This is a genomic window from Mycobacterium sp. E1386, from assembly GCF_001672745.1.
Taxonomy (GTDB): domain Bacteria; phylum Actinomycetota; class Actinomycetes; order Mycobacteriales; family Mycobacteriaceae; genus Mycobacterium.
This window is the reverse complement of sequence record NZ_LZKH01000083.1, coordinates 1-22,121: the sequence shown is the minus strand read 5'-3', so window position 1 is coordinate 22,121 and position 22,121 is coordinate 1. Positions and strand designations below refer to the sequence as shown.

29 protein-coding genes and 1 pseudogene are annotated in these 22,121 nt (G+C 68.4%); 10 read left to right on the top strand and 20 right to left on the bottom strand.

The window, feature by feature from the left end:
• Position 1: 1 nt before the first annotated feature.
• A complete protein-coding gene (locus tag A5709_RS09590; protein ID WP_067950646.1) occupies positions 2–547 on the bottom strand; it encodes an adenylate kinase in 546 nt (181 codons plus the stop codon).
• Positions 544–1,869: a preprotein translocase subunit SecY gene (gene secY / locus A5709_RS09585; protein WP_067950644.1), complete on the bottom strand. Its 1,326-nt coding sequence runs from the start codon at positions 1,867–1,869 to the stop codon at positions 544–546. The genes A5709_RS09590 and secY overlap by 4 nt, the downstream gene beginning before the upstream one ends.
• 233 nt (positions 1,870–2,102) lie before the next feature.
• On the opposite strand from secY, the gene A5709_RS09580 reads away from it, so the two are divergent.
• On the top strand, positions 2,103–3,008 hold the full coding sequence (locus tag A5709_RS09580; RefSeq protein WP_067950642.1) for a class I SAM-dependent methyltransferase: 906 nt from the start codon (positions 2,103–2,105) through the stop codon (positions 3,006–3,008).
• Between the two features lies 1 nt (position 3,009).
• On the opposite strand, the gene A5709_RS09575 is transcribed toward A5709_RS09580, so the two are convergent.
• Together A5709_RS09575 and A5709_RS09570 are read right to left on the bottom strand one after the other, a co-directional pair.
• Positions 3,010–3,675 (bottom strand): GNAT family N-acetyltransferase, encoded by a 666-nt coding sequence (locus A5709_RS09575; protein WP_067950640.1) that lies wholly within the window; start codon positions 3,673–3,675, stop codon positions 3,010–3,012.
• A gap of 9 nt (positions 3,676–3,684) precedes the next feature.
• Positions 3,685–5,046, bottom strand: a complete 1,362-nt coding sequence (locus A5709_RS09570) for an FGGY-family carbohydrate kinase (RefSeq protein WP_067950744.1) — start codon at positions 5,044–5,046, stop codon at positions 3,685–3,687.
• 30 nt (positions 5,047–5,076) lie between these two features.
• Here A5709_RS09570 and A5709_RS09565 point away from each other — a divergent pair, with 30 nt between their 5' ends.
• Genes A5709_RS09565 through A5709_RS09550 form a run of 4 tightly spaced genes read left to right on the top strand, consistent with a single transcriptional unit; the run spans position 5,077 to position 8,673 of the window.
• Positions 5,077–6,057 (top strand): NAD(P)-dependent oxidoreductase, encoded by a 981-nt coding sequence (locus tag A5709_RS09565; RefSeq protein WP_067950741.1) that lies wholly within the window; start codon positions 5,077–5,079, stop codon positions 6,055–6,057.
• The gene (locus tag A5709_RS09560; protein ID WP_156745037.1) at positions 6,054–6,716 is read left to right on the top strand and encodes an L-fuculose-phosphate aldolase; all 663 of its coding nucleotides are present in this window, start codon (positions 6,054–6,056) and stop codon (positions 6,714–6,716) included. Before A5709_RS09565 ends, A5709_RS09560 begins: the two co-directional genes overlap by 4 nt.
• Positions 6,716–7,633 (top strand): MBL fold metallo-hydrolase, encoded by a 918-nt coding sequence (locus tag A5709_RS09555; protein ID WP_067950638.1) that lies wholly within the window; start codon positions 6,716–6,718, stop codon positions 7,631–7,633. Before A5709_RS09560 ends, A5709_RS09555 begins: the two co-directional genes overlap by 1 nt.
• Before the next feature lie 2 nt (positions 7,634–7,635).
• The gene (locus A5709_RS09550; protein ID WP_067950636.1) at positions 7,636–8,673 is read left to right on the top strand and encodes a dihydrodipicolinate reductase; all 1,038 of its coding nucleotides are present in this window, start codon (positions 7,636–7,638) and stop codon (positions 8,671–8,673) included.
• Positions 8,674–8,683: 10 nt separating this feature from the next.
• Here the strand turns inward: A5709_RS09550 and A5709_RS09545 are convergent, their stop codons facing one another.
• Entirely contained in the window at positions 8,684–9,538 is an 855-nt protein-coding gene (locus A5709_RS09545; RefSeq protein ID WP_067950634.1) for an AraC family transcriptional regulator, read from the bottom strand.
• A 74-nt stretch (positions 9,539–9,612) separates the two neighbouring features.
• Here A5709_RS09545 and A5709_RS09540 point away from each other — a divergent pair, with 74 nt between their 5' ends.
• Entirely contained in the window at positions 9,613–10,251 is a 639-nt protein-coding gene (locus A5709_RS09540) for a class I SAM-dependent methyltransferase (protein ID WP_369827291.1), read from the top strand.
• On the opposite strand, the pseudogene A5709_RS27965 reads toward A5709_RS09540, so the two are convergent.
• A pseudogene (locus A5709_RS27965) lies at positions 10,248–10,393 on the bottom strand (oxidoreductase); the annotation flags it as partial. The gene A5709_RS09540 and the pseudogene A5709_RS27965 overlap by 4 nt on opposite strands.
• Positions 10,394–10,491: 98 nt before the next feature.
• On the opposite strand from A5709_RS27965, the gene A5709_RS09535 reads away from it, so the two are divergent.
• From A5709_RS09535 to A5709_RS09525, 3 genes are read left to right on the top strand one after another with little or no spacing between them, the layout of a single operon-like run.
• Positions 10,492–11,442, top strand: coding sequence for a class I SAM-dependent methyltransferase (locus A5709_RS09535; protein ID WP_068119637.1), 951 nt, complete (start codon positions 10,492–10,494; stop codon positions 11,440–11,442).
• Between the two features lie 10 nt (positions 11,443–11,452).
• Positions 11,453–12,367: a class I SAM-dependent methyltransferase gene (locus tag A5709_RS09530; RefSeq protein ID WP_067950628.1), complete on the top strand. Its 915-nt coding sequence runs from the start codon at positions 11,453–11,455 to the stop codon at positions 12,365–12,367.
• A gap of 22 nt (positions 12,368–12,389) precedes the next feature.
• Entirely contained in the window at positions 12,390–13,304 is a 915-nt protein-coding gene (locus A5709_RS09525) for a class I SAM-dependent methyltransferase (protein WP_068119635.1), read from the top strand.
• Between the two features lie 3 nt (positions 13,305–13,307).
• On the opposite strand, the gene sppA is transcribed toward A5709_RS09525, so the two are convergent.
• The gene (gene sppA / locus A5709_RS09520) at positions 13,308–15,080 is read right to left on the bottom strand and encodes a signal peptide peptidase SppA (protein WP_068119633.1); all 1,773 of its coding nucleotides are present in this window, start codon (positions 15,078–15,080) and stop codon (positions 13,308–13,310) included.
• A gap of 39 nt (positions 15,081–15,119) precedes the next feature.
• Between sppA and A5709_RS09515 the strand changes: the two genes are divergently transcribed.
• A complete protein-coding gene (locus tag A5709_RS09515) occupies positions 15,120–16,046 on the top strand; it encodes an LLM class flavin-dependent oxidoreductase (RefSeq protein WP_068010919.1) in 927 nt (308 codons plus the stop codon).
• On the opposite strand, the gene rplO is transcribed toward A5709_RS09515, so the two are convergent.
• The 13 genes from rplO to A5709_RS09450 form a co-directional block, all read right to left on the bottom strand.
• Positions 16,047–16,487, bottom strand: a complete 441-nt coding sequence (rplO, locus tag A5709_RS09510) for a 50S ribosomal protein L15 (RefSeq protein ID WP_067950619.1) — start codon at positions 16,485–16,487, stop codon at positions 16,047–16,049. It abuts the gene before it with no gap.
• Complete coding sequence (rpmD, locus tag A5709_RS09505; RefSeq protein WP_067754267.1) at positions 16,484–16,666, bottom strand: 50S ribosomal protein L30; 183 nt, start codon at positions 16,664–16,666, stop codon at positions 16,484–16,486. Before rpmD ends, rplO begins: the two co-directional genes overlap by 4 nt.
• Positions 16,663–17,337, bottom strand: coding sequence for a 30S ribosomal protein S5 (gene rpsE, locus A5709_RS09500; protein ID WP_066945871.1), 675 nt, complete (start codon positions 17,335–17,337; stop codon positions 16,663–16,665). The genes rpmD and rpsE overlap by 4 nt, the downstream gene beginning before the upstream one ends.
• Positions 17,338–17,375: 38 nt before the next feature.
• Entirely contained in the window at positions 17,376–17,744 is a 369-nt protein-coding gene (rplR, locus tag A5709_RS09495; RefSeq protein WP_082948339.1) for a 50S ribosomal protein L18, read from the bottom strand.
• A gap of 41 nt (positions 17,745–17,785) precedes the next feature.
• A complete protein-coding gene (gene rplF, locus A5709_RS09490) occupies positions 17,786–18,325 on the bottom strand; it encodes a 50S ribosomal protein L6 (protein ID WP_067943622.1) in 540 nt (179 codons plus the stop codon).
• Positions 18,326–18,335: 10 nt separating this feature from the next.
• Positions 18,336–18,734 (bottom strand): 30S ribosomal protein S8, encoded by a 399-nt coding sequence (rpsH, locus tag A5709_RS09485; RefSeq protein WP_008260619.1) that lies wholly within the window; start codon positions 18,732–18,734, stop codon positions 18,336–18,338.
• A 134-nt stretch (positions 18,735–18,868) separates the two neighbouring features.
• A complete protein-coding gene (locus A5709_RS09480; RefSeq protein WP_007167851.1) occupies positions 18,869–19,054 on the bottom strand; it encodes a type Z 30S ribosomal protein S14 in 186 nt (61 codons plus the stop codon).
• Between the two features lie 4 nt (positions 19,055–19,058).
• Positions 19,059–19,622, bottom strand: coding sequence for a 50S ribosomal protein L5 (gene rplE, locus A5709_RS09475; protein WP_067943625.1), 564 nt, complete (start codon positions 19,620–19,622; stop codon positions 19,059–19,061).
• Positions 19,622–19,939, bottom strand: coding sequence for a 50S ribosomal protein L24 (gene rplX / locus A5709_RS09470; RefSeq protein WP_066945894.1), 318 nt, complete (start codon positions 19,937–19,939; stop codon positions 19,622–19,624). Before rplX ends, rplE begins: the two co-directional genes overlap by 1 nt.
• On the bottom strand, positions 19,940–20,308 hold the full coding sequence (rplN, locus tag A5709_RS09465) for a 50S ribosomal protein L14 (RefSeq protein ID WP_003403649.1): 369 nt from the start codon (positions 20,306–20,308) through the stop codon (positions 19,940–19,942).
• 200 nt (positions 20,309–20,508) lie between these two features.
• Positions 20,509–21,045: a DinB family protein gene (locus tag A5709_RS09460; protein WP_068010934.1), complete on the bottom strand. Its 537-nt coding sequence runs from the start codon at positions 21,043–21,045 to the stop codon at positions 20,509–20,511.
• Between the two features lie 71 nt (positions 21,046–21,116).
• The gene (locus A5709_RS09455; RefSeq protein ID WP_068119631.1) at positions 21,117–21,407 is read right to left on the bottom strand and encodes a hypothetical protein; all 291 of its coding nucleotides are present in this window, start codon (positions 21,405–21,407) and stop codon (positions 21,117–21,119) included.
• Between the two features lie 177 nt (positions 21,408–21,584).
• The coding region (locus tag A5709_RS09450; RefSeq protein ID WP_197520107.1) for an HNH endonuclease signature motif containing protein at positions 21,585–22,121 on the bottom strand (537 nt) is incomplete at its 5' end.

The following is a 22,121-nucleotide window of genomic DNA, read 5'->3' as shown; positions in this document are numbered from 1 at the left end:
GTTACTTGCCCAGCGCTTGCAGGGCGCGGGCGAACACTTCGTCGAGGGTGCCGATCGCGTCGACGGTCTTGAGTTCGTCGCGGTAGTACTCGAGCAGCGGCGCGGTCTCGTCGCGGTACACCTTCATCCGGTTCAGGATGACGTCGTCGGTGTCGTCGGCGCGGCCACGGGCCTTGAGCCGTTGCAGCAGCTCGTCCTCCGAGACGCGGAACTCCAGCACCGCGTCGATGTCGGTGCCGCGGCGTTCGAGCATTTCGTGCAGCGCCTTGGCCTGCTCCGTCGACCGCGGATACCCGTCCAGGACGAAGCCGGCGTCGGCGTCGGCATCGCTGAGGCGGTCGTCGACGAGCTGGTTGGTCAACTCCGAGGGCACCAGGTCGCCGGCGTCCAGATAGCGCTTGGCCTCGAGACCGAGTTTGGTTCCGTTCTCGATGTTGCTGCGGAACAGCTCGCCGGTGGAGATGTGCGGGATCCCGAGCTTCTCGGAGAGCTTCTGGGCCTGCGTTCCCTTACCCGCCCCCGGCGGGCCCAGCAAAACGACTCTCACTTCAGGAACCCCTCGTAGTTGCGCTGCATCAGCTGGCTCTCGATCTGCTTGACCGTATCCAAGCCGACACCAATCATGATCAAAACCGCGGTACCGCCGAACGGCAAATTCTGAACCGCTCCGCCATTGCCGATTTGCAGGAACAAGTTGGGCAGCACGGAGATGGCGCCGAGGTAGATCGAGCCGGGCAGGGTGATCCGGCTCAGCACATAACGCAGGTAGTCGGCGGTGGGCTTGCCCGGCCGGATGCCCGGAATGAACCCGCCGAACTTCTTCATCTCGTCCGCACGCTCGTCGGGGTTGAAAGTGATGGACACGTAGAAGTACGTGAAGAAGATGATCAGCCCGAAGTAGATGCTGATGTAAATCGGATCGCTGGGATCGGACAGGTAACTTCCGACGAACTTGTCCCACCAGCTATTGCCCACTCCACCACTGCCGCTGCGGATCAGCTGCGTGATCAGGTGCGGAATATAGATGAGCGACGACGCGAAGATGACCGGGATGACGCCGGCCTGGTTGACCTTGAGCGGCAGGTACGTCGACGTTCCGCCGTACATGCGCCGGCCCACCATGCGCTTGGCGTATTGCACCGGGATGCGGCGCTGCCCCTGCTCGACGAACACCACGCCGACGATGATGACGAGGGCGGCGACGCACACGGCGCCGAAGATCATCCCGCCGCGGCTGTCCAGGATGGTCTTGCCCTCGGAGGGGATGCGGGCCGCGATGCCGACGAAGATCAGCAACGACATGCCGTTACCGATGCCCCGCTCGGTGATCAGCTCGCCCATCCACATGACCAGCGCCGCGCCGGCCGTCATCACCATCACGATGACGACGAGCGTGAAAATGCTCTGGTCGGCGATGATGTCCAGCGAGCAGCCCTGCAGCAACCCGCCGTTGGCCGCAAGCGCCACGATGCTGGTCGCCTGCAGGATCGCCAGCGCGATCGCCAGATAGCGGGTGTACTGCGTCATCTTGGCCTGGCCGGACTGGCCTTCCTTGCGCAGTTCCTCGAACCGCGGGATGACCACCGTGAGCAGCTGCACGATGATGCTGGCGGTGATGTAGGGCATCACCCCGACGGCGAACACCGTCAGCTTCAGCAGCGCACCGCCGGAGAACAGGTTGATCAGCGAATAGATCTGCCCGGCCGCGCCGCCGCTGGCCTCCTTGATGCACTGCTGGACGTTCGGGAAATTGACGCCAGGGGACGGCAAAGCAGCGCCCAGCCGATAGAGAACGACGATTCCCAGCGTGAAGAGGATCTTCCGTCTCAGGTCGACTGTCCGCAGCGATGAGATGAAAGCCGAAAGCACTCTTCCTCCTGCGCAGCCGGGGGGTTTCCTGCATTACGCGCCCAACACCCGCAGGCCAGGACGTACGGCCGACTTATCTGCAGCGCGTCAAACCGTGTACGAGACTAACAGCTGGTCTGGGCAAGTCCGTCCAGGGCCGTCAAGGACGACCCATAAAAAGCACAGGAAGCCGCAAGCCGTGGGGCGTAGAGTGCTCTTGGTTCGTTGCATTTGCTAAGTAAATGGGGAGCAGCATGACACGCACTGACCAAGACAGTTGGGACTTGGCCTCCAGCGTCGGTGCCACCGCCACGATGGTCGCCGCGGCCCGCGCGCTGGCCAGCGAGGGCGCCGACCCGATCATCGACGACCCGTTCGCGGCGCCTCTGGTGCGAGCTGTCGGCCTGGAATTCTTCCGCCAACTGGTCGACGGTGAAGTGGCCCCCGCGGACGCCGAGGACGGCGAACGGGACCTGCAGCTGGAGACGGATTCCATCGCGGTGCGCACCCGCTTCTTCGACGACTTCTTTCTCAATGCGGCCCGGGACGGGATCCGTCAGTCGGTGATCCTGGCGGCCGGCCTCGACGCCCGCGCATACCGGCTGAGCTGGCCGCCCGGGAGCGTGGTCTACGAGGTGGATCAACCCAAAGTCGTCGAGTTCAAGACCGCCGCCATGACCGAGCTGGGCGTCTCCCCGACCGCCGAGCGGCGCACCGTCAGCGTCGATCTGCGCGACGATTGGCCGGAAGCGTTGCGGCGCAGCGGTTTCGACCCGTCGCAACCGACATCGTGGAGCGCCGAGGGCCTGCTCATGTACCTGCCGCCCGAAGCCCAGGACCGGCTCTTCGACAACATCACCGAGCTCAGCGCGCCCGGGAGCAAGCTGGCCACCGAATTCCACGGCGACTCCGGCCGCACGATGACCGAACGCGCGCAGCAGTTCAACGACCGGTGGGCAAACCTGGGCTGCGACATCGACCTGTCGGGGCTGTTCTTCGAAGGGGAGCGCAGCAACGTCGTGGACTACCTGACCGGCCGCGGTTGGCGGGTGAGCACCCGGCAGCGGCGCGAGTACTTCGCCGACTACGGCCTCGTCTTCCCGGACGACGAGACGTCCCAGCTGCGCAACATCGTCGCCGTCACCGCGACGCTGAGCTAGCTCAGGCGGGCCTGGCGGACGGCGCGCGCACCACCATCGGCACGGCGGGGAAGCACCAGGCCATCTCGGTGCGCGACTTGCGCAGCGCGGCCGTGCCGTAACCCTTCTTGCGGTGCTCGGGGTGGATCCAGATGCGCACGTTGACCTCCCCGCCGAGCAGCTCGCCGAACACCATTCCGACCTTCTCGCCGGAGTCGACGGCCACGAACCACGCCGCCTCCTCGTCGTCGAGGCGCCCCAGCGCCGCGCTGATCTCGTCGTCGAGGTTGCCGGCCGGGCCGCCGGACCCGTCGCCGGCGGCTCCCATGTCCTGGGTGCGCGCGGCGAAGATGTCGCGGTCGGTTTCCGCCGAGAAGGGCCGCAGCTCCAGGGTCTCCCCCGAGCTCGCCGGACGCTCGCCGAGGGTGAAGCTGAGCTGCTTGTTGAGGTCCTCGAGTTCGGCCAGGATCTTGCGGCGCGAGTCGATGGTGAGCTGATCGAACGACATCCCCATCACCGCTTCGGCGGCCACGTGCGAGGTGTCGAGCAGGCGGACGATCGCCTCGACCGCGGCCGCCTTGTTCTCGGACTCCACCACGACGTCGGCGATTTCATGCCGCCGTTCAAGGGCTTTCAGCAGGGCATCGGCAATCTCGCGACGGGCGGCTTTGCGATCGTGGTCGGTCATTGCAACAGCCTAGAACGCCGCCGGAGGGAGCGCGCTACATCTGTTCTTTCCCAGCTCCAGGAACCGCTGGTAGCGGTCCTCGACCGCGGGGGCCCAGGCGGAATCGGGTTCGACGACGCGCTCGGTGGAGACCCACCGGGCGGCGTCGGCGATCGATGTTTCCAGGCCGGCCGCCATGCGCGCGAGGAAGGCCGCGCCCAGCGCCGCCCCCTCAGGCACCGCCGACACCTCCACCGGCCGCCCGGTGGCGTCGGCGATGGCCTGCATCCACGGTGCGACCCGGGTGCCGCCGCCCGTGGCGACGATGCGCGCCACCGGTGCCCCGCTCAGCTCGATGAGCTGACGGACCACAAAGCCCGACGCCTCGTAGGCGGCCCGGCGCAGCGCGGCCGCGTCGTGGGTGAGATCCAGCGCGTCGAGCACGGACCGGCGATCCGGGTCATGGAACGGGGTGCGCTCCCCGCGAATGTAGGGCGACCACACCGGCACCCGCCCGGGCCGCGCCGCGGCCGGGTCGCCGGGCGCGACCACGCGGTCCACCCAGCCGAGGAACAACCCGCCGGCATTGCTCGCCCCGCCGATCTGGCTCTTGCCCGCGGCGGTATGCGGGATGGTCCACAGGCCCGGCACCTGCCGGGGCTCTCCGATGGTGGTCCACACGATCAGGGTGGTGCCGCACAGCACCAGCACGTCGCCGTCGCGGTCGGCGCCGGCCACGATCTGTTCGCACAACGCGTCGATCGCGCCGATTCCCAGGGCGGCGCCGCTGCCGTGCACCTCCCCCACGGCGGCCCCCATGCTCTCCACCCGCGGCATCTGCTCGGGCCGCGCGCCCCGCTCGGCGCACGCCTCGGGGTTCCAGCCCGTCCCGTCGAACAGCGGGTACGCCGTCGCGGCGGTGGCGAAGTCGATCACCGCCTCGCCCGCAAGGGCGTGGTTGGCCACCGCCGGCGCCGGCCAGTACCCGGCCGCGTCCGGTGCCTGCGCCGCCGTCCAGCGCAGGAACTCGGCGGCCTCGCCCAGGGCGGGCAGCGGCTGCACCGGTTGTTCCGGTGTTCGGCCCCGTTCGTCGCCGTACAACAGTCCCGGCGTCAACGGCACGCCCTCGGCGTCGACGGCCGTCAGCGACGGCACCATCGCCGATACGGCCACCGCGCGGACGTTCGGCCCGGGGTTCAGCCGTTCCAGCGCCGCCACCGGTCCCCGCCGCCACGCCTCGTCGGCGTCGTGCTCGAGCCGGTTCGGCGCAGGCACCCGCAACTGGTGCGGGATCCGCGCCCGCGCCGTCACCCGACCGTCGGCGTCCGCGGCGACCGCTTTGACCGCGGTGCTGCCGACGTCGACGCCGATTGTGACGACTTCACGTGACACGGGCGTCACCGTACGCCAGCATTGGGGTTCGTGACGTCAAGACCGCGCGCGTTGGTGACGGCCCCGCTGCGGGGACCGGGCTTCGCCAAGCTGAAGCAGCTGGCCGACGTGGTCTATGACCCTTGGATCGAGCAGGCCCCCCTGCGGATCTACAGCGCCGAACAACTGGCCGAGCGCATCACCGTGGAGGCCGCCGATGTGGTTGTGGTGGAAAGCGACTCGGTGGGCGGGCCGGTGTTCGACTTGGGCCTTCGGGTGATCGCCTCGACCCGCGGCGACCCCAACAACGTCGACATCGCGGGGGCCACCGCGGCCGGGGTTCCGGTGCTCAACACTCCGGGCCGCAACGCCGACGCGGTCGCCGAGATGACGGTGGCCCTGCTGCTGGCCGCCACCCGCCAGCTCGTGCCCGCCGACGCGGATGTCCGCAGCGGCAACATCTTTCGCGACGGCAGCATCCCCTATCAGCGGTTCCGCGGCTGGGAGGTCGCCGGGCGCACCGCCGGCCTGGTGGGTCTCGGCGCGGTCGGCCGCGCCACCGCATGGCGGCTGTCCGGGCTGGGCCTGCGGGTCATCGCCCACGACCCGTACAACGACGACGCCCGGCACGGCCTGGACGAGCTGCTGGGCGAGGCCGACGTGATCTCCCTGCATGCGCCCGTCACCGACGACACGGTCGGCATGATCGGGGCGCCGCAGTTCGCCGCCATGCGCGACGGCGTGGTCTTCCTCAACACCGCCCGCGCCCAGCTGCACGACACCGACGCGCTCGTCGACGCGCTGCGCGACGGCAAGGTGTCCGCCGCGGGCCTGGACCACTTCGTCGGCGAGTGGCTGCCCACCGACCACCCGCTGGTCGGCATGCCCAATGTCGTGCTGACGCCCCACATCGGCGGTGCCACGTGGAACACTGAGGCTCGGCAGGCGCAGATGGTGGCCGACGACCTGGAAGCGCTGCTGGCCGGCGGCACGCCCGCCCACATCGTCAACCCGGAGGTGCTCGGCCCATGACGTCCGTGAAATCGGTGGCCCACCCCGAAACCGCCGTGCTGGACGCGGCCAAGGACATGTTGCGCCGGCGCCTGGTCGAGGGAACCGCGGGCAACATCTCCGCGCGGCGCTCCGACGGCAACATCGTCATCACGCCGTCGTCGGTCGACTACCGCGACATGCAGCTCGACGACCTCGTGCTCGTAGACCCGGACGGCGCGGTGCTGCACGCCGCGGATGGCCGCTCGCCGTCCTCGGAGATGCAGCTGCACCTGGCCTGCTACCGCGCGTTCGACGACATCGGCAGCGTCATTCACAGCCACCCGGTGTGGGCGACCATGTTCGCCATTGCGCACCAATCGATTCCGGCGTGCATCGACGAGTTCGCGGTGTACTGCGGCGGCGACGTCCGCTGCACCGAGTACGCCGCCTCCGGCACTCCCGACGTCGGCGCCAACGCCGTCAAGGCGCTCGACGGCCGGGGCGCCGCGTTGATCGCCAACCACGGACTGGTGGCCGTGGGGCCGCGGCCCGACAAGGTGCTGCACATCACCGCCCTCGTCGAGCGCACCGCCCAAATCGTCTGGGGCGCAAGGGCTCTCGGCGGTCCGGTGCCCATCCCCGAGGACGTCAACCGCAACTTCGCCGGCGTCTACGGCTACCTGCGCGCGAACGTCTGATGCGCCCGGTCCGGTTCGGCCACGCGACCGTCGCGCGGGTACTCGAGCTCCAATTCGACCTGGACACCCGCCTTTTCGCGCAAACGCCGCCGTCGGGCTGGCGAGACAACGCCGACCTGCTGGTGCCCGACTTCTTCGATCCCTCCACCGATCAGTGGCACATCGCGATCCAGAGCTGGGTCATCGAGGTGGACGGGTTGACCGTCGTCGTGGACACCGGTGTCGGCAACGATCGCCAACGCCCGCACATGCCGCCCCTGGACCATTTGAACACCGGCTTCCTGGCCGCCCTGCGATCGGCGGGCGTCGACCGCACCGCCGTCGACGTGGTGGTCAACACCCACATCCACTCAGACCACGTCGGGTGGAACACCATGTTGGACAACGATTCCTGGGTGCCGACCTTTCCGAACGCCCGATACGTGGTGCCGGCGGCCGACTACCGGCACTTCGCCCCCGATGGGCCCGCGGCGAGGCGATCGCCGCGCAGCGAAGAGGAAGCGGCCCAGCAGCGCGGTGACCAATTGGTGTTCGCCGACAGCGTTGCGCCCATCGCCGAGGCGGGCCAGCTCGTCCCGTGGTCCGGCGATTACCAGATCAGTGCGTCCCTGCGGCTGCGGCCCGCCCCCGGGCACACGCCGGGCTCCTCGGTGCTGTGGCTGGATGCGGGTGAGCCGGCGGTCTTCGTCGGCGACCTCACCCACAGCCCGCTGCAACTCCGTCGACCCGGCGACGCCTGCGCCTTCGACGTCGACGCGGCGGCCGCCGCGGTGACCCGCCGCAGGATATTCGCCGAGGCGGTCCAGGCCAAGGCTGCCGTGATACCCGCGCACTACCCCGGCCATGGCGGCGCGACGATCCGCGCCGTCGACGATCAATTCGACGTCGATCACTGGCTCGACATCGATACGGTGTGAGCATGGCGCGCTACCGAGTGGTCCAATGGTCGACCGGCAACATCGGTAAGCGAGCGCTCGGCGCCCTGCTGGAGCGCGACGACTTCGACGTGGTGGGCGTTCATGCATTCGGTTCGGACAAGGTGGGCCGCGACGCGGGCGAGCTGGCGGGCCAAGCCTCGGTCGGCGTCGCCGCGACCGGCGACGCCGACGCGCTGATCGACCTCCGACCGGATTGCGTGTGCTACATGCCCCGCGCCATCGACTACGAGCTGGTGACCAGGATGCTGCGCAGCGGCATCAACGTCGTCACGACGGGTGATTTCCTCACCGGCACCCATCACCCGGCCGAACTCCCCGCGCTCGAAGCGGCGGCGCAGGAGGGACGGGCGACCTTCCTGGGCACCGGATTCGAACCGGGCTTCATCAACGTCGTCGCCGGCTTCCTCACCGGCGCATGCCGAAAGATCCACAGCGTCAAGCTCGTTGAAACCTTGGACTGCACCACCTATCCCGTATGGGACGTGTGGAAAGTGCTCGGATTCGGCAAAACACCCCGTGAGCCGGTGACCCACATCGATCCGGAGACACAACGCTACGGCCTCGGCTATTTCGAGACCCTGGACATGATCGCCACAATGCTGGGCGTCGAGCTCGACTCCAAGGACGCGTTCGTCGAGCCGGCGGTGTTGACCCGCGATCTCGACCTGGGCTGGGTGAACTTCGCCGCCGGCACCGTCGGCGGACAGCGCCGCACCTATCGCGGCCATCTCGGCGGTCGTCCGGTCGTCGAGCTCGCCATCTGCTGGACGATGAGCGACGACGCGCTCGACCCGCGCTGGACCGATCCGAAAGGCTTCAGCGTGGTGATCGAAGGCCAGCCGCGCGTCGACGCGACCATCCGATTCGGTCAACCCGGCGAGGACGTGATGACCGTGTTGATGGACAGCACCGCCGTCGCGGCGGTCAACGCCATCCCGTTCGTCTGCGACGCGCAACCGGGCGTCATCACCCCGATCGACTTGCCCATCACCGGATCTCACGGGGCGGTCACCGTTTGAGTCGCGGCATTCAGGCCGCCCGGCCGCGCCATGCGCGTGGCGATACTCCATGGGTCCGGCTGAACAGCCTGCTGAAATAGCCCGCGTCCGCGATCCCGACCCGCCCGGCGACCTCGGCGATCGGGAGATCGGTTTCGGCGAGCAACGTCCGCGCCTCCGCCATGCGGCGCTCGGTGATCCACTCCCCCACGGTGCGTCCGGTGCGGCGCCGGACCACGGTGGTCAGGTGTCCCGGGGTGATGCCGAGTTCACCTGCCACGTCGCGCAGTGACAACGGCTCGGCGTGCCGCCGGTCGATCACGTCGAAGACCCCGGCCAGCAGCGGTTCACCGCTGCGCCGCAGCTCGGCGACCACCGGGCCGGCCAGGCGCGCGAGGTCGATCAACAACAGGGTCAGGTGCGCCAGCACCGCCTGCCGATAACCGTCCTGCCGCGCACCCAATTCCGTTTCGATCGACCGGATCGCGGCGTCCCACGCCGCCCGTCGGTCCGCGGGCACATCCAGCCGCAGGATTCCGCCGGACTGTCCGTGCAGGAACGGGAACAGCAGGGGGTGCGCCCGCCACGCCGGCCACGGCGATCGCGCGTCCTCGCCGAGCGCGGCGGGATCGAAGAACACCGCCACTCCGGCGTCGTGAAGCTCCAGCCGTGCGGGTTCCAGCACCCGGCCCGCGGCCGCCACGTAGACCAGTCCGGCCGCGGGCAGGTACCAGAGCGCCGGAAAGTCGTGAATGTGGCGACCGCGATCGATGAAATCCTCGGGACCTGACCTCACCACCGACACCGGCGGCGTGTCCGGATCGGTGCGGTATTCGTAGATCGGCACCCCCGCGCGACGCCGAACCATCCGAGCAGGTTGCGTCATGTCACCGAAAATAGTCTAATTTTCCCCGAGAATCACCCAATTATTCTGGGCTCCATCGATTCACCATGGATTTCGTGACAAAACATCATCCACATGACTACTTGCCCGCCGCCGGTCACGACGCGCTGCTGCCCTGCTACGACCTGATCTCACGCCTGCTTGGTGTTAAACGGTTCCATCAGGCGCTGATCGCTCAGGCCGACCTGGCCGACTGCCATCACGTCCTCGAAATCGGCTGCGGCACCGGCAATCTGATTCTTCGGGCCAAACGCGAGTATCCCCGCTTGGAGGCGGTCGGATGCGACCCCGACCCGCGGGCGCTCGATCGGGCGCGACGCAAAGGGGACGGCGTCCGTTTCGAGCACGGCTACGCGGAGCGGCTCCCCTACGCCGACGGCGAATTCGACCGAGTGCTGTCGTCGATGATGCTGCACCATATCGCCGATCAGTCGAAAACCGCTGCGGCTCAAGAGATTTTCCGTGTCCTGCGCCCCGGCGGCAGGCTGCATCTGGTCGACATCGGCGGCGAGGAGACCGCCGACCGCGGCCCGCTGGCGCGGCTCGTCAGGCGCAACCCCCACGCGGCGGGAAATCTCGGGGATGCGATTCCTCGACTGCTGACGGCGGCGGGATTCGACTGCACCGAGGTCGCATCGACGCCGCACCGCGTTCTCGGGCGACTGAACTACTACCGCGCCACCCGCCCCGCCTAACGCTGGTCGGTAGCGACTTTCACCGCTCCGCTTTCGCCCTGGTTGGCGATCGCGAGGAACGCGTCGCGCCATCGCTCCACTCCCAACGGCCCGGCGCGTGAACGCCGGCCTGCACCAGCGTGCCCCGGGAGCGCAGCACCCGATCCGTCAAGGTTGCCGCGAATTCGCGGAAGCGTACAGTGGTGGAGGCTTGTTATATCAGCTAAATATTAGATTGACTATTCCTGAACAGGGGCGAACATGACTTCCACCAGGTACGAGGGCGACACCTGGGATCTGGCGTCCAGCGTCGGGGTGACCGCGACGATGGTCGCCGCCGCCCGCGCCGTGGCGACCCGCGCCGACCGTCCGCTGATCAACGACCCGTTCGCCGAGCCGTTGGTCCGGGCCGTGGGCGTGGACCTGCTGACCCGGCTGGCGACCGGCGAGGTGAACCCGGACGAGCTGAACGACGCGCACGACGGCGCGACCGGATCCGGCGGCGCGATGTCCCGGATGGCCGACAACATGGCCGTGCGCACGAAGTTTTTCGACGAGTTCTTCCTGGACGCGACGCGTGCCGGCATCAAGCAGGCGGTGATCCTGGCCTCGGGGCTGGACGCCCGCGCCTACCGGCTGGCGTGGCCCGCCGGGACCGTCGTCTACGAAGTCGACCAGCCCCAGGTGATCGACTTCAAGTCGCGCACGCTGGCCGACCTGGGCGCCGCGCCCACCGCCGACCGGCGAGTGGTGGCCGTCGACCTGCGCGACGACTGGCCGGCCGCGTTGCGCGCCGCAGGATTCGACCCGGCCCAGCCGACCGCGTGGAGCGCCGAGGGCCTGCTGGGGTACCTGCCCCCGGAGGCGCAGGATCGCCTGCTGGACACCATCACCGAACTCAGCGCGCCGGGCAGCCGGTTGGCCGTCGAGAGCGCGCCCAACCCCGAACCCGGGGATGAGGACAAGCTGAAGGAACGCATGCAGCACATCTCCGAACGCTGGCGTGCGCACGGTTTCGACCTGGACATGGCGGGGCTCGTCTACTTCGGGGAACGCAACGAGGCCGCCCCCTACCTCGGCGAGCGTGGTTGGTCGCTGAACGGCGTCAGCATCCGGGAGCTGTTCTCGGCCAACGGGCTTCCGCCGCTCGAGGACGACGACATCCGCATGGGCGAGATGCTTTACGTAAGCGGCACACTGGACACGAAATAGGAGCCTTTGCATGACTGTGGAATCGGGACGTACCGAAGGCGACAGCTGGGGACCCGGGTCCAGCGTGGGAGCGACGGCCACCATGGTCGCCGCATCCCGCGCGGTGGCGTCACAGGGACCCGACGCATTACTCGACGACCCGCTGGCCGAACCGCTGGTCCGCGCCGTCGGCCTGGAGCCCTTCATCCGCATCGTCGACGGACAGGTCGATTTCGAGGACGACCCGCTGTTCAACCGCAAGGCCCGGGCCGAGCAGATCACCGTTCGCACCCGGTTTTTCGACGACTTCTTCACCGGCGCCACCAAAGATGGTGTGCGGCAGGCGGTGATCCTGGCGTCCGGCCTCGACACCCGCGCCTACCGGTTGCGGTGGCCGGCGGGCACCGTTGTCTACGAGATCGACCAGCCGCAGGTCATCGCGTTCAAGACCGACACGCTGGCCGGCCTCGGCGCCGCCCCGACGGCCGAGCGCCGCGCGATCGCCATCGACCTGCGTGACGACTGGCCGGCGGCGTTGCGCGAAGGCGGGTTTGACGTGACGCGGCCGACCGCGTGGAGCGCGGAGGGCCTGCTGCCCTACCTCCCGCCCGAGGCGCAGGACCGGTTGTTCGACAACATCACCGCGCTCAGCGCGCCGGGCAGCCGGGTGGCGACCGAACACGTGCCCGACCCCAACGCCTTCTCCGACGAGAGGTTGCAGCGCATCAGCGAAAGGTGGCAGCGCTTCGGCTTCAACCTCAACGCGGCCGACCTCTTCTACCGGGGCGAACGCAACGTCGTCGTCGACTACCTGAAAACCCACGGCTGGCAGGTGGAGACCCACCCGGCCCGGGAATTGTACGCGCAGAACGGCTTTGAATTTCCCGAGGACGAGATGTCGGCCACCTTCGGCGAGCTGAGCTACGTCGCCGCGACGCTGGCGTAGCGGGTTGGCTAGGGTCTCACCTATGTCACGCGCTCACGACGACGAGTGGGATCTGGCGTCCAGTGTGGGCGCGACCGCGACCATGGTGGCCGCCGGCCGCGCCATGGCGACGAAGGATCCCCGCGGCCTGATCCACGACCCGTTCGCCGAGCCGCTGGTGCGCGCGGTGGGGGTCGATTTTTTCACCAAGATGATGGACGGCGAGCTCGACCTCGACGCGATCGAGAACGCGTCGCAGGTGCGCATGCAGGCGATGGTCGACGGAATGGCCGTGCGCACCAAGTATTTCGACGACTACTTCGTCAACGCCACCGGCGGCGGAATCCGGCAGGTGGTCATCCTCGCATCGGGGTTGGACGCGCGCGCCTACCGGCTGCCGTGGCCGGACGGCACGGTGGTCTACGAGATCGACCAGCCCCGCGTCATCGAATTCAAGACGGGCACGTTGGCCGGCATCGGTGCCGAACCGACCGCGACGCGGCGCACCGTGCCGATCGACCTGCGCGCCGACTGGCCGGCCGCCCTGAAAGCGGCCGGGTTCGATACGACGGCGCCGACGGCGTGGCTGGCCGAGGGTCTGCTGATCTACCTGCCGCCGGACGCCCAGGACCGGTTGTTCGACAACATCACCGCGCTCAGCGCGCCCGGGAGCACGATCGCCACCGAATTCGTGCCCGGCATCGTCGATTTCGATGCGGACCGGGTGCGGGAGATGTCCGGTTCCTTCCGCGACCACGGCGTGGACATCGACATGGCGTCGCTGGTCTACGCCGGCGAACGCAACCACGTCCTGGACTATCTGCGGTCCATGCGGTGGGACGTCGAGGGCACCACCCGCACGGAACTGTTCCGCCGCCAGGGCATCGAGGCGCCGCCCCCGCAAAACGACGACCCGCTCGGCGAGATCATCTTCATCAGCGGCGGGCTCACCGCTTAGCGCTTAGAACCGCGACGGCCCCGGCCACAGCGCGCTGGCGCCGCTCAGCGTGTGCTCGACGTTGTCGAGGACACCGGTGACCGTGCGGCCCAGCAGGGCGGCCAGCGCGTCCGGCAGCGATGCGGCGGCGGGTTGCGACGAGGCGCGCGGTCGCACCATGTCCAGCAGCGACGAGCCCGGATAACTGACGATGCGGACGTCGCTGTCCTCGTCGAGGCCGGCCAGGACTTTGGCCCGGCGCACGGCGGTGCGGAACCCGCCGAGTTCGTCGACCAGGCCGCGGTCCAGCGCGTCGGCGCCGGTCCAAATCCGTCCCTGCGCAACACGATCGACCGCCTCGGCGGTCAGGTTGCGGGCTTCGGCGACCCGCTGCACGAAGTCGGCGTAGAACAGGTCCGCCTCGGCTTCGCGATGCGCCTGCTGCTCCGGCGTGAACGGTGCGTCGATCGACCAGGCGTCGGCATTGGCGTTGGTGCGCACGGTATCCGACCCGACCCCCAACCGCTCCAACAGATCGCGGATCACCAGCTTGCCGGTGATCACGCCGATCGAACCGGTGACCGTCGCCGGGTTGGCGACGATCGCGTCGGCCCCCATCGAGACGTAGTAACCGCCGGACGCGGCGACCGCGCCCATCGAAGCGACCACCGGCTTGCCCCGCTTGCGGGCGCGGGTCACCTCGCGCCAGATGCTCTCCGACGCCGTGATGGTGCCGCCCGGGCTGTTCACCCGCAGCACGATCGCGGACACCGAGTCGTCGGCGCCGGCCTCCCGCAGCGCCGCCCCGATGGTGTCGCCGCCGGCGGTCGAAGTGCCCAACGGCAGGAACTGCGGCCCACCGCGTCCGTCGACGATCATGCCGTCGACGGTGATGACGGCCAGGGTCGGCTTGGGCCGGCGGCCGGGCACCGGCGGCTTGGGCGGAGTCAGCCGGGGGCGGGCCGCACCGGCGTAACGCGCCAGGTACAGCCGCGGCGGGTCGGTCTCATCCGAAACATCCTTCACCCCAACCAGTTCCGCCATGCGGGCGTAGGCTTCGTCGCGAAATCCGATCCGGTCTAGCAGCCCGGCGGACACGGCGTCGTCGCGCAGCAGCGGCGCGCGGTCGGCCAGCGCGTCGAGCGCGCCGGCGTCGAGTTTGCGCGATTCGGCGATCGCCTGCCACGCCTGCTGCTGCAGGCTTTCCAGCATCCGGGTGACGGCCTCGCGGTGGGCCGTCGTGAAGCCGTGTTCGGTGAAACGGTTTGCCGCCGACTTGTATTGGCCGCGCGCGACGAATTGGGGTTCGATCCCCGCCTTGTCGAACGCGTCGCGCAGGAAGGTTTCGTTGCTCGCGAAGCCGATCAGCCCCACGCTTCCCGACGGCTGCATCCAGACCTCGCCGAACGCCGAGGCCAGGTAGTAGGACAGGGTGCCCGGGTAGGTTTCCGCCCAGGCCAGCGACGGCTTGGCGGCGGTGAACATGGCGATGGCGTCACGCAGCTCCTGCACCGCCGCCGGCGGTGAGGCCGCAAGTTGGACCCGCGCGATCAGCCCGGCGACCCGCGGGTCCTCGGCCGCGCGGTGGATGGCGGCGACCGCGTCGCGCAGCGCCATCGGCCTGCCGCCGGTGAGGATCGCGAGCGGGTCGAACCCCGTCGCCTCCGGCGGCGCCGACCGCAGGTCGAGCTCGAGGACACAGCCATTGGGTACGCCGTGGTGGCGGGCGGTGTCGACTCGTACGGCCAACGCGCGGACGTCGTCGACCCCGGGCATCGAGGGCAGGAAGGCGAACATGTTTGCAGCGTACCGACACCGCCGCCGTACGGTGATGGGGTGAGGTTCTCCATCGCCATCCCCCAATTCGACTACGACCGGTTCGACGCCGAAGGGCTGCGGGCGTACCTGCTTCGGGCCGAGGAGCTCGGGTTCGAGGGGGGTTGGGTGCTCGAGCAGATCATCGGGGACGCACCGCTGCTGGCGCCGCTGGAGCTGCTGGCCTACTGCGCGGCCTGCACCGAGCGGCTGCGTCTGGGCGTCGCCGTGCTGGTGACGTCGTTGCACGATCCGCTGCAGCTGGCCTCTTCCGTCACCGCGGTCGACCGGCTCAGCCACGGCCGGCTGGACGTCGGCGTCGGGACGGGCGGCGGTTTTCGCAGGTTCGCCGCGTTCGGCGTCGAAAAGGAAACGTACATCTCGTATTTCACCGAGGGTCTGAAGCTGATGAAGGCCGCCTGGTCAGACGAACCCCGGGTTACGTTCCATGGCCGGTTCCGCGACGTCGACGACGTGCCGATCGCGCCCAAGCCGGTACAGCGGCCGCACCCGCCCATCTGGTTCGGCGGCCTGGCGCCGAAGGCCCTGGCCAGGGCGGTGCGCCACGGCGACTCCTTCATGGGCGCCGGTTCGTCGACCACCCAGGCGTTCGCCGGGGCGGTGACCGTGGTGCGCCGCGAACTCGACGAACAACGAAAGGACCCAACCCATTTCACCATCGGCAAGCGCGTCTACCTGATGGTCGACGACGACGCGGCGCGGGCGCGCGAGCGCGTGCTGGCTGGCCTGCGGCGGATCTACGGCAAGATGCCCGGCGTCGAAGACGTTCCGGTGTCGGGCACACCCGACGACGTGGCACGCGGGCTGCGCGAGGTGATCGACGCCGGCGCCGAGTACCTGTTGCTCAATCCGGTCGGCGTCGACGTTCCAGAGAACCGCGAGCAGATGGAACGCCTTGCCGCGGAAGTGATTCCGCGGCTTGGCTGATCAGAGCTCGGTGACCGAGCCGCCCGCGGCGGTGATCTTCTCCCGCGCGCTGCCGCTGAACTTGTGCGCGGAGACCTCGAGCTTGACGGTCAGCTTGCCGTCGCCGAGGACCTTGACCAACGAGTTCTTGCGGACCGCACCCTTTGCGACCAGCTCGTCGACACCGATGGAGCCGCCCTGGGGGAACAGCCGGTTGAGGTCGCCGACGTTGACGACCTCGTACTCGGTGCGGAACCGGTTGCGGAAGCCCTTGAGCTTGGGCAGCCGCATGTGAATCGGCATCTGGCCGCCCTCGAAGGTGGCCGGCACGTTCTTGCGGGCCTTGGTGCCCTTGGTGCCGCGGCCGGCGGTCTTGCCCTTCGAGCCCTCACCGCGACCGACGCGGGTGCGGGCGGTCTTGGACCCGGGCGCGGGCTTCAGATCGTGCAGCTTGATGGTCACTGTGTCTCCTCCACCTCAACGAGGTGATTGACCACCGCGATGAGGCCGCGGGTCTGTGGGTTGTCCTCACGGATCACCGAATGGCGAATCCGTCGCAGGCCCAGGGTGCGCAGGCTCTCCCGCTGCTTCCAGCGGGCCCCGATGGTGCTGCGCACCTGGGTGATCTTCAGTTGGCTCATTGCGGTGCCGTTCCCTCACGCGCGGCACTGGCGGCCAGCGCTTCACTTTCCCGTCGCGCCTTGAGCATTCCGGCCGGGGCGACGTCCTCGATCGGCAGCCCGCGGCGGGCCGCCACCTCCTCGGGACGCTGCAGCAGCTTGAGCGCGGTGACGGTGGCATGCACCACGTTGATCGCGTTGTCGCTGCCCAACGACTTGGCCAGGATGTCGCGCACCCCGGCGCATTCCAGCACCGCACGCGCCGCGCCGCCGGCGATCACACCGGTACCCGGGCTGGCCGGGCGCAGCAGCACCACGCCGGCGGCGGCTTCACCCTGCACCGGGTGCGTGATGGTGCCGCCGATCAGCGGCACGCGGAAGAAGCCCTTGCGCGCCTCTTCGACGCCCTTGGCGATGGCGGCCGGAACTTCCTTGGCCTTGCCGTAGCCGACGCCAACCATGCCGTTGCCGTCGCCGACGATGACCAACGCGGTGAAGCTGAAGCGCCTACCACCCTTGACCACCTTGGAGACACGGTTGATGGCGACGACCCGCTCCAGGTAGTTGCTCTTGTCGCCGTCGCGGTCGCGGCCACCCCGCCCGCCGCCATCGCGCCGGCCGCGGCTGTCGCGGTCACCGCGCGAGTCACGGCTGTCTGGGGCGCCCTGCCCGCCGGCCGACTGTTCCGCCATTATGCGGTCCTTCCAGTCTTGTTCGAGGTCTCGATCATCTAGAAACTCAATCCGTTCTCGCGGGCGGCATCGGCCAGCGCCGCGATCCGTCCGGCGTAGGTGTAACCGCCGCGGTCGAACACCACGGTGTCGATGCCGGCGGCCTTGGCGCGCTCGGCGATCAATTGGCCCACCCGCACGCTGCGGGCCTTCTTGTCGCCCTGCAGGCCGCGCACGTCGTCCTCGATCGACGACGCCGCGGCCACCGTGGTGCCGTTCTCGTCGTTGACCAGCTGCACATGAATGTGCCGCGCTGACCGGTTGATGACGAGCCGCGGACGCTCCGGGGTGCCCGCGATCTTCTTGCGAAGCCGGGCGTGCCTGCGCAGCCGCGAGACCCGACGAGTTGCGGATACGCTCTGCCCCACCGGCTTTCGCGCGGCGGTGTCAGCTTGTTTTTGCGCCATGACTACTTACCTGTCTTTCCGACCTTGCGGCGGATCTGCTCGCCCTCGTAGCGCACGCCCTTGCCCTTGTACGGGTCGGGACGGCGCAGGCGGCGGATGTTCGCCGAGATCTGGCCGACCTTCTGCTTGTCGATGCCGGTGATCGAGAACTTCGTCGGGGACTGGACCGCGAAGGTGATGCCCTCGGGCGCCTCGATGACCACGGGGTGGCTGTAGCCCAGCGCGAACTCGAGGTTGGCGCCCTTGAGCTGCACGCGGTAACCGACGCCGAAGATCTCCATCTTGGTGGTGTAACCCTCGGTGACTCCGGTGACCAGGTTGGACACCAGGGTGCGCGACAACCCGTGCAGCGAGCGGTTGCGCCGCTCGTCGTTGGGGCGGGTGACCACGATTGCGCCGTCGTCGTTGCGGGCCACCGTAATCGGTTCGGCGACCGTCAAATTCAGGCTGCCCTTGGGCCCCTTCACGGAGACGTTCTGTCCCTCGATCGTTACGTCGACTCCGCTGGGAACCGGAACCGGCTGCTTACCAATGCGCGACATGTCTACTCCCTCACCACACGTACGCGAGGACTTCGCCGCCCACGCCCTGTCTGGCTGCCTGACGATCGGTCAGCAGGCCCGAGGAGGTCGAGATGATCGCCACGCCCAGGCCGCCGAGCACGCGCGGCAGGTTGGTGGATTTCGCGTACACCCGCAGACCGGGCTTGGACACGCGCCGCAGTCCGGCGATGCTGCGCTCCCTGCTCGGTCCGTACTTGAGCTGGACGATCAGCGACTTGCCGACCCGAGCGTCTTCGGTCCGGTAATCGCTGATGTAACCCTCGCTCTTGAGGATCTGGGCGATGTTGGCCTTGAGCTTGGAGTGCGGCAGCGTCACCTCGTCGTGATACGCCGAATTGGCGTTGCGCAGACGTGTCAAGAAGTCTGCGATCGGGTCCGTCATAGTCATCGAGCGCTGCTCCTCTTCATCGCTACGCTCAGCGTCGTCATCGCGGTCATGACAGCGTTGGTACCTTCCTCGCGGTGGTTCCCGGTCCGGGCCTGTCGCGTGCCTGTTCTGGGTTGGTCTCGGGGTCCTGGCTCTTACCAGCTGCTCTTCTGCACGCCGGGCAGTTCGCCCGCGTGCGCCATCTCGCGCAGGCAGATCCTGCACAGGCCGAATTTGCGGAACACCGCGCGCGGCCGGCCGCACCTGTTGCAGCGCGTGTAGCCGCGCACCGCGAACTTCGGCTTGCGTGCGGCCTTATTGACCAGTGCCTTCTTCGCCATCTACTCAGTTCTCCTTGAAGGGAAAGCCGAGGGCCCGCAACAGCGCTCGTCCTTCGTCGTCGGTCGTCGCCGAGGTGACGACGTTGATGTCCATGCCGCGAACCCGGTCGATCTTGTCCACGTCGATCTCGTGGAACACCGACTGCTCGGCCAGCCCGAACGTGTAGTTGCCCACACCGTCGAACTGCTTGGGCGAAAGGCCGCGGAAGTCACGGATACGGGGCAGTGCGATCGAGGTGAGGCGGTCGAGGAACTCCCACATCCGGTCGCCGCGCAGGGTGACACGCGCACCGATCGGCATGCCCTCGCGCAGCTTGAACTGCGCGATGGACTTGCGCGCCCTGCGGATCTCGGGCTTCTGCCCGGTGATCAGCGCAAGGTCGCTGACCGCGCCGTTGATCAGCTTCGCGTCCCGCGCCGCATCGCCGACGCCCATGTTGACAACGACTTTCGTCACGGTCGGGATCTGCATGACGTTCCCGTAGCCGAACTGCTGCTGCAACGAATCGCGAATCTCGCTGCGGTAGCGCTCTTTCAGGCGCGGCTGCACCTTCTCTGCAGTGGTCATCAGATGTCCTTGCCGTTGCGCTTGGAGATACGAACCCGCTTGCCGGTCTCCTCGTCGACCCGGTAGCCGACGCGGGTGGGCTTACCGTCGGAATCAACCACCATCACGTTGGAGGCATCGATCGGCGCCTCCTGGGTGACGATTCCACCCGACTGGGCTCCGCGCTGGTTGCTCGAAACCGCGGTGTGCTTCTTGATTGAGTTGACGCCCTGGACCAGGACCCGGTTGCGCTCCGGGTAAACCTTGAGCACCTTGCCCTTGGCGCCCTTGTCCTTGCCGGCGATGACCAGAACGGTGTCGTCCTTCTTGATTTTCATCTACAACACCTCCGGGGCCAGCGAAATGATCTTCATGAACCGCTTCTCACGCAGCTCGCGGCCGACGGGGCCGAAGATGCGCGTGCCGCGCGGGTCGTTGTCGGGCTTGATGATCACCGCGGCGTTCTCGTCGAACTTGATGTAGCTGCCGTCCGGGCGGCGGCGCTCCTTGACCGTGCGCACCACCACGGCCTTGACGACATCCCCGCGCTTGACGTTGCCGCCGGGAATGGCGTCCTTGACGGTGGCGACGATGACGTCCCCGATGCCGGCGTAGCGTCGCGACGAACCGCCGAGCACCCGGATGCACAAGATCTCCTTGGCGCCGGTGTTGTCGGCGACCTTCAGCCGCGATTCCTGCTGAATCACTCGATCTCCTGACCTGGTTGCGTGTGCACGGCAGGAGGCAAGCCACAGCCCACCGAATCACCTGACATGCGCGGTCTTTGTCACCGAAGGGCACGCGGGGCCGATTCGCACCGGCCGAGGTCTGCCCAAGGCAACCCCTAGAGTCTAGGTGACGACCAGCTCAGAGCCAAATTCGCGGCCGAGGCGGCTTCCGGGCGGGCTCAAGGAGCCGTTCCGCCGATTCTCCGGATATCGCCGAGGTGGTGCACGCCTTCGTGCATCGCCTGGCGCACGAACCAGCGGGCAGTGCGCCGTTCGCCCGGCAGCCGGGTCCCGGTGCGGTCCCAGTCATGGTCTTTGATGCGCGCGACCTCGTCGCGGAAGCCCGCAACGGCGGCCGCCAGCTCCTCGAGCGTGGCGTCGATGTCGCAATCGTTGTACCGGAAGCGGCGGGCCCGCAGATCGTTGAACATCGGCTCGCACGCAGGCTCGCGCTCGGTGCGGACGCGGTACAGCCGAATGGTGAAGGAGACGTAGACGTCCCGCAGATGGCAGAGGTATTCGGCGACCGACCACACTTCGGGACTGGGGCGTGACCGTCGCGATCCAGGCGGGATCGCGGAGATCGCCTCCCGAATCGCGTCCGGCAGGCCGGCGATGACACCGACCGCGTCGTTGGGCCGAATATCCGAGTAATTCATTCCACAATCAGCGCAGACGTGGTCTTCGGCGGCCAGTGGAGGCAGGGACGCGGGCATGCCCAAATCCTCCATCAGATCGGTGGCGACCCGTTCGGACGACCTGTTGGGCTGTGGCACATCCCCGCGGCTCAGCCGTCGATGTGTATCGGCGGGTCGGCGAAGGCGGGATCCGCCGGGTGCTGGTCGGGGCCCATCGACTCGCAGTGGCCGTCGGGCACCAGGTAGGAACTGGCACCGTTGGGAATCAAGCGCGGAACCGCCACGCAACGCTGCCAGGTGCCGTCGGGCTGGACCGGTCCGTCGCATTTACTGAGGACGTTTCCTCCGTACTGGCAGCCGGCGCTGGCCGGCGGCGCCGAAGCGATCAGCTCCGCGGCCAGGAGCAGCCCGGCCAATCCCCCGACGATGCCGCACTTCATGCTTGCCTCCCGTCGCATCGCCGCTGCGGCGCGCCGAGCGCTTGGGGTGCACCTCGCTCGGCGGCCCAGCCAGCAGCAATGACGCTACCGCTTAGGCCCGCGGTATTCGCTTCCTTTGAGGTCCCGATTCGACGGGTTGCGACGAGCACGGGACCGGGCCGAACCCGTTACCGGCCGTCAGAACGGCGGTGGTTCGGCGTCGGGCGGTGTTGCGGGTCCGGCGCGTTGGGCTAGTCGGGCGTCCCGGTTGTGTCGGCGTTCGGTGGCCACCCGGTACGTGCGGTCCTGGGCGCGGGTGCGGCGCCGTTTCGGCATCATCGCGGTGCGGTCGGTGCAGTAGTCCTGGGGTGGGTCGGCTTCGGCGGCCGCGATCGCCCCGGTGGCCCGGCACAGGCTCGGGAACAGCAGGGCGCTGCCCGGGGTGGTGACGTAGGTGCGCCCGGCCGGGGAGGTCAGGATCAGCGTTCCATCGGGTAATTGCTTTTCCTGCCACCCCCAGAAGGTTTTCACCAAATGGTGTGTGCGGCAATAACATTTGAGATTCGAGGCGTGCGTGGGCCCGCCAGCGCTGTAGGGGATGGTGTGATCGATGTCGCAGGCCACCGCCGGGCAATCGCAACCCGGCCAGCGGCACGTCAGATCGCGGCAGCGCACGAAATCGGCCAACGCCTGCGACGGCACATAACCCGGCTCGGGCGGCGCATCGCCGGGATG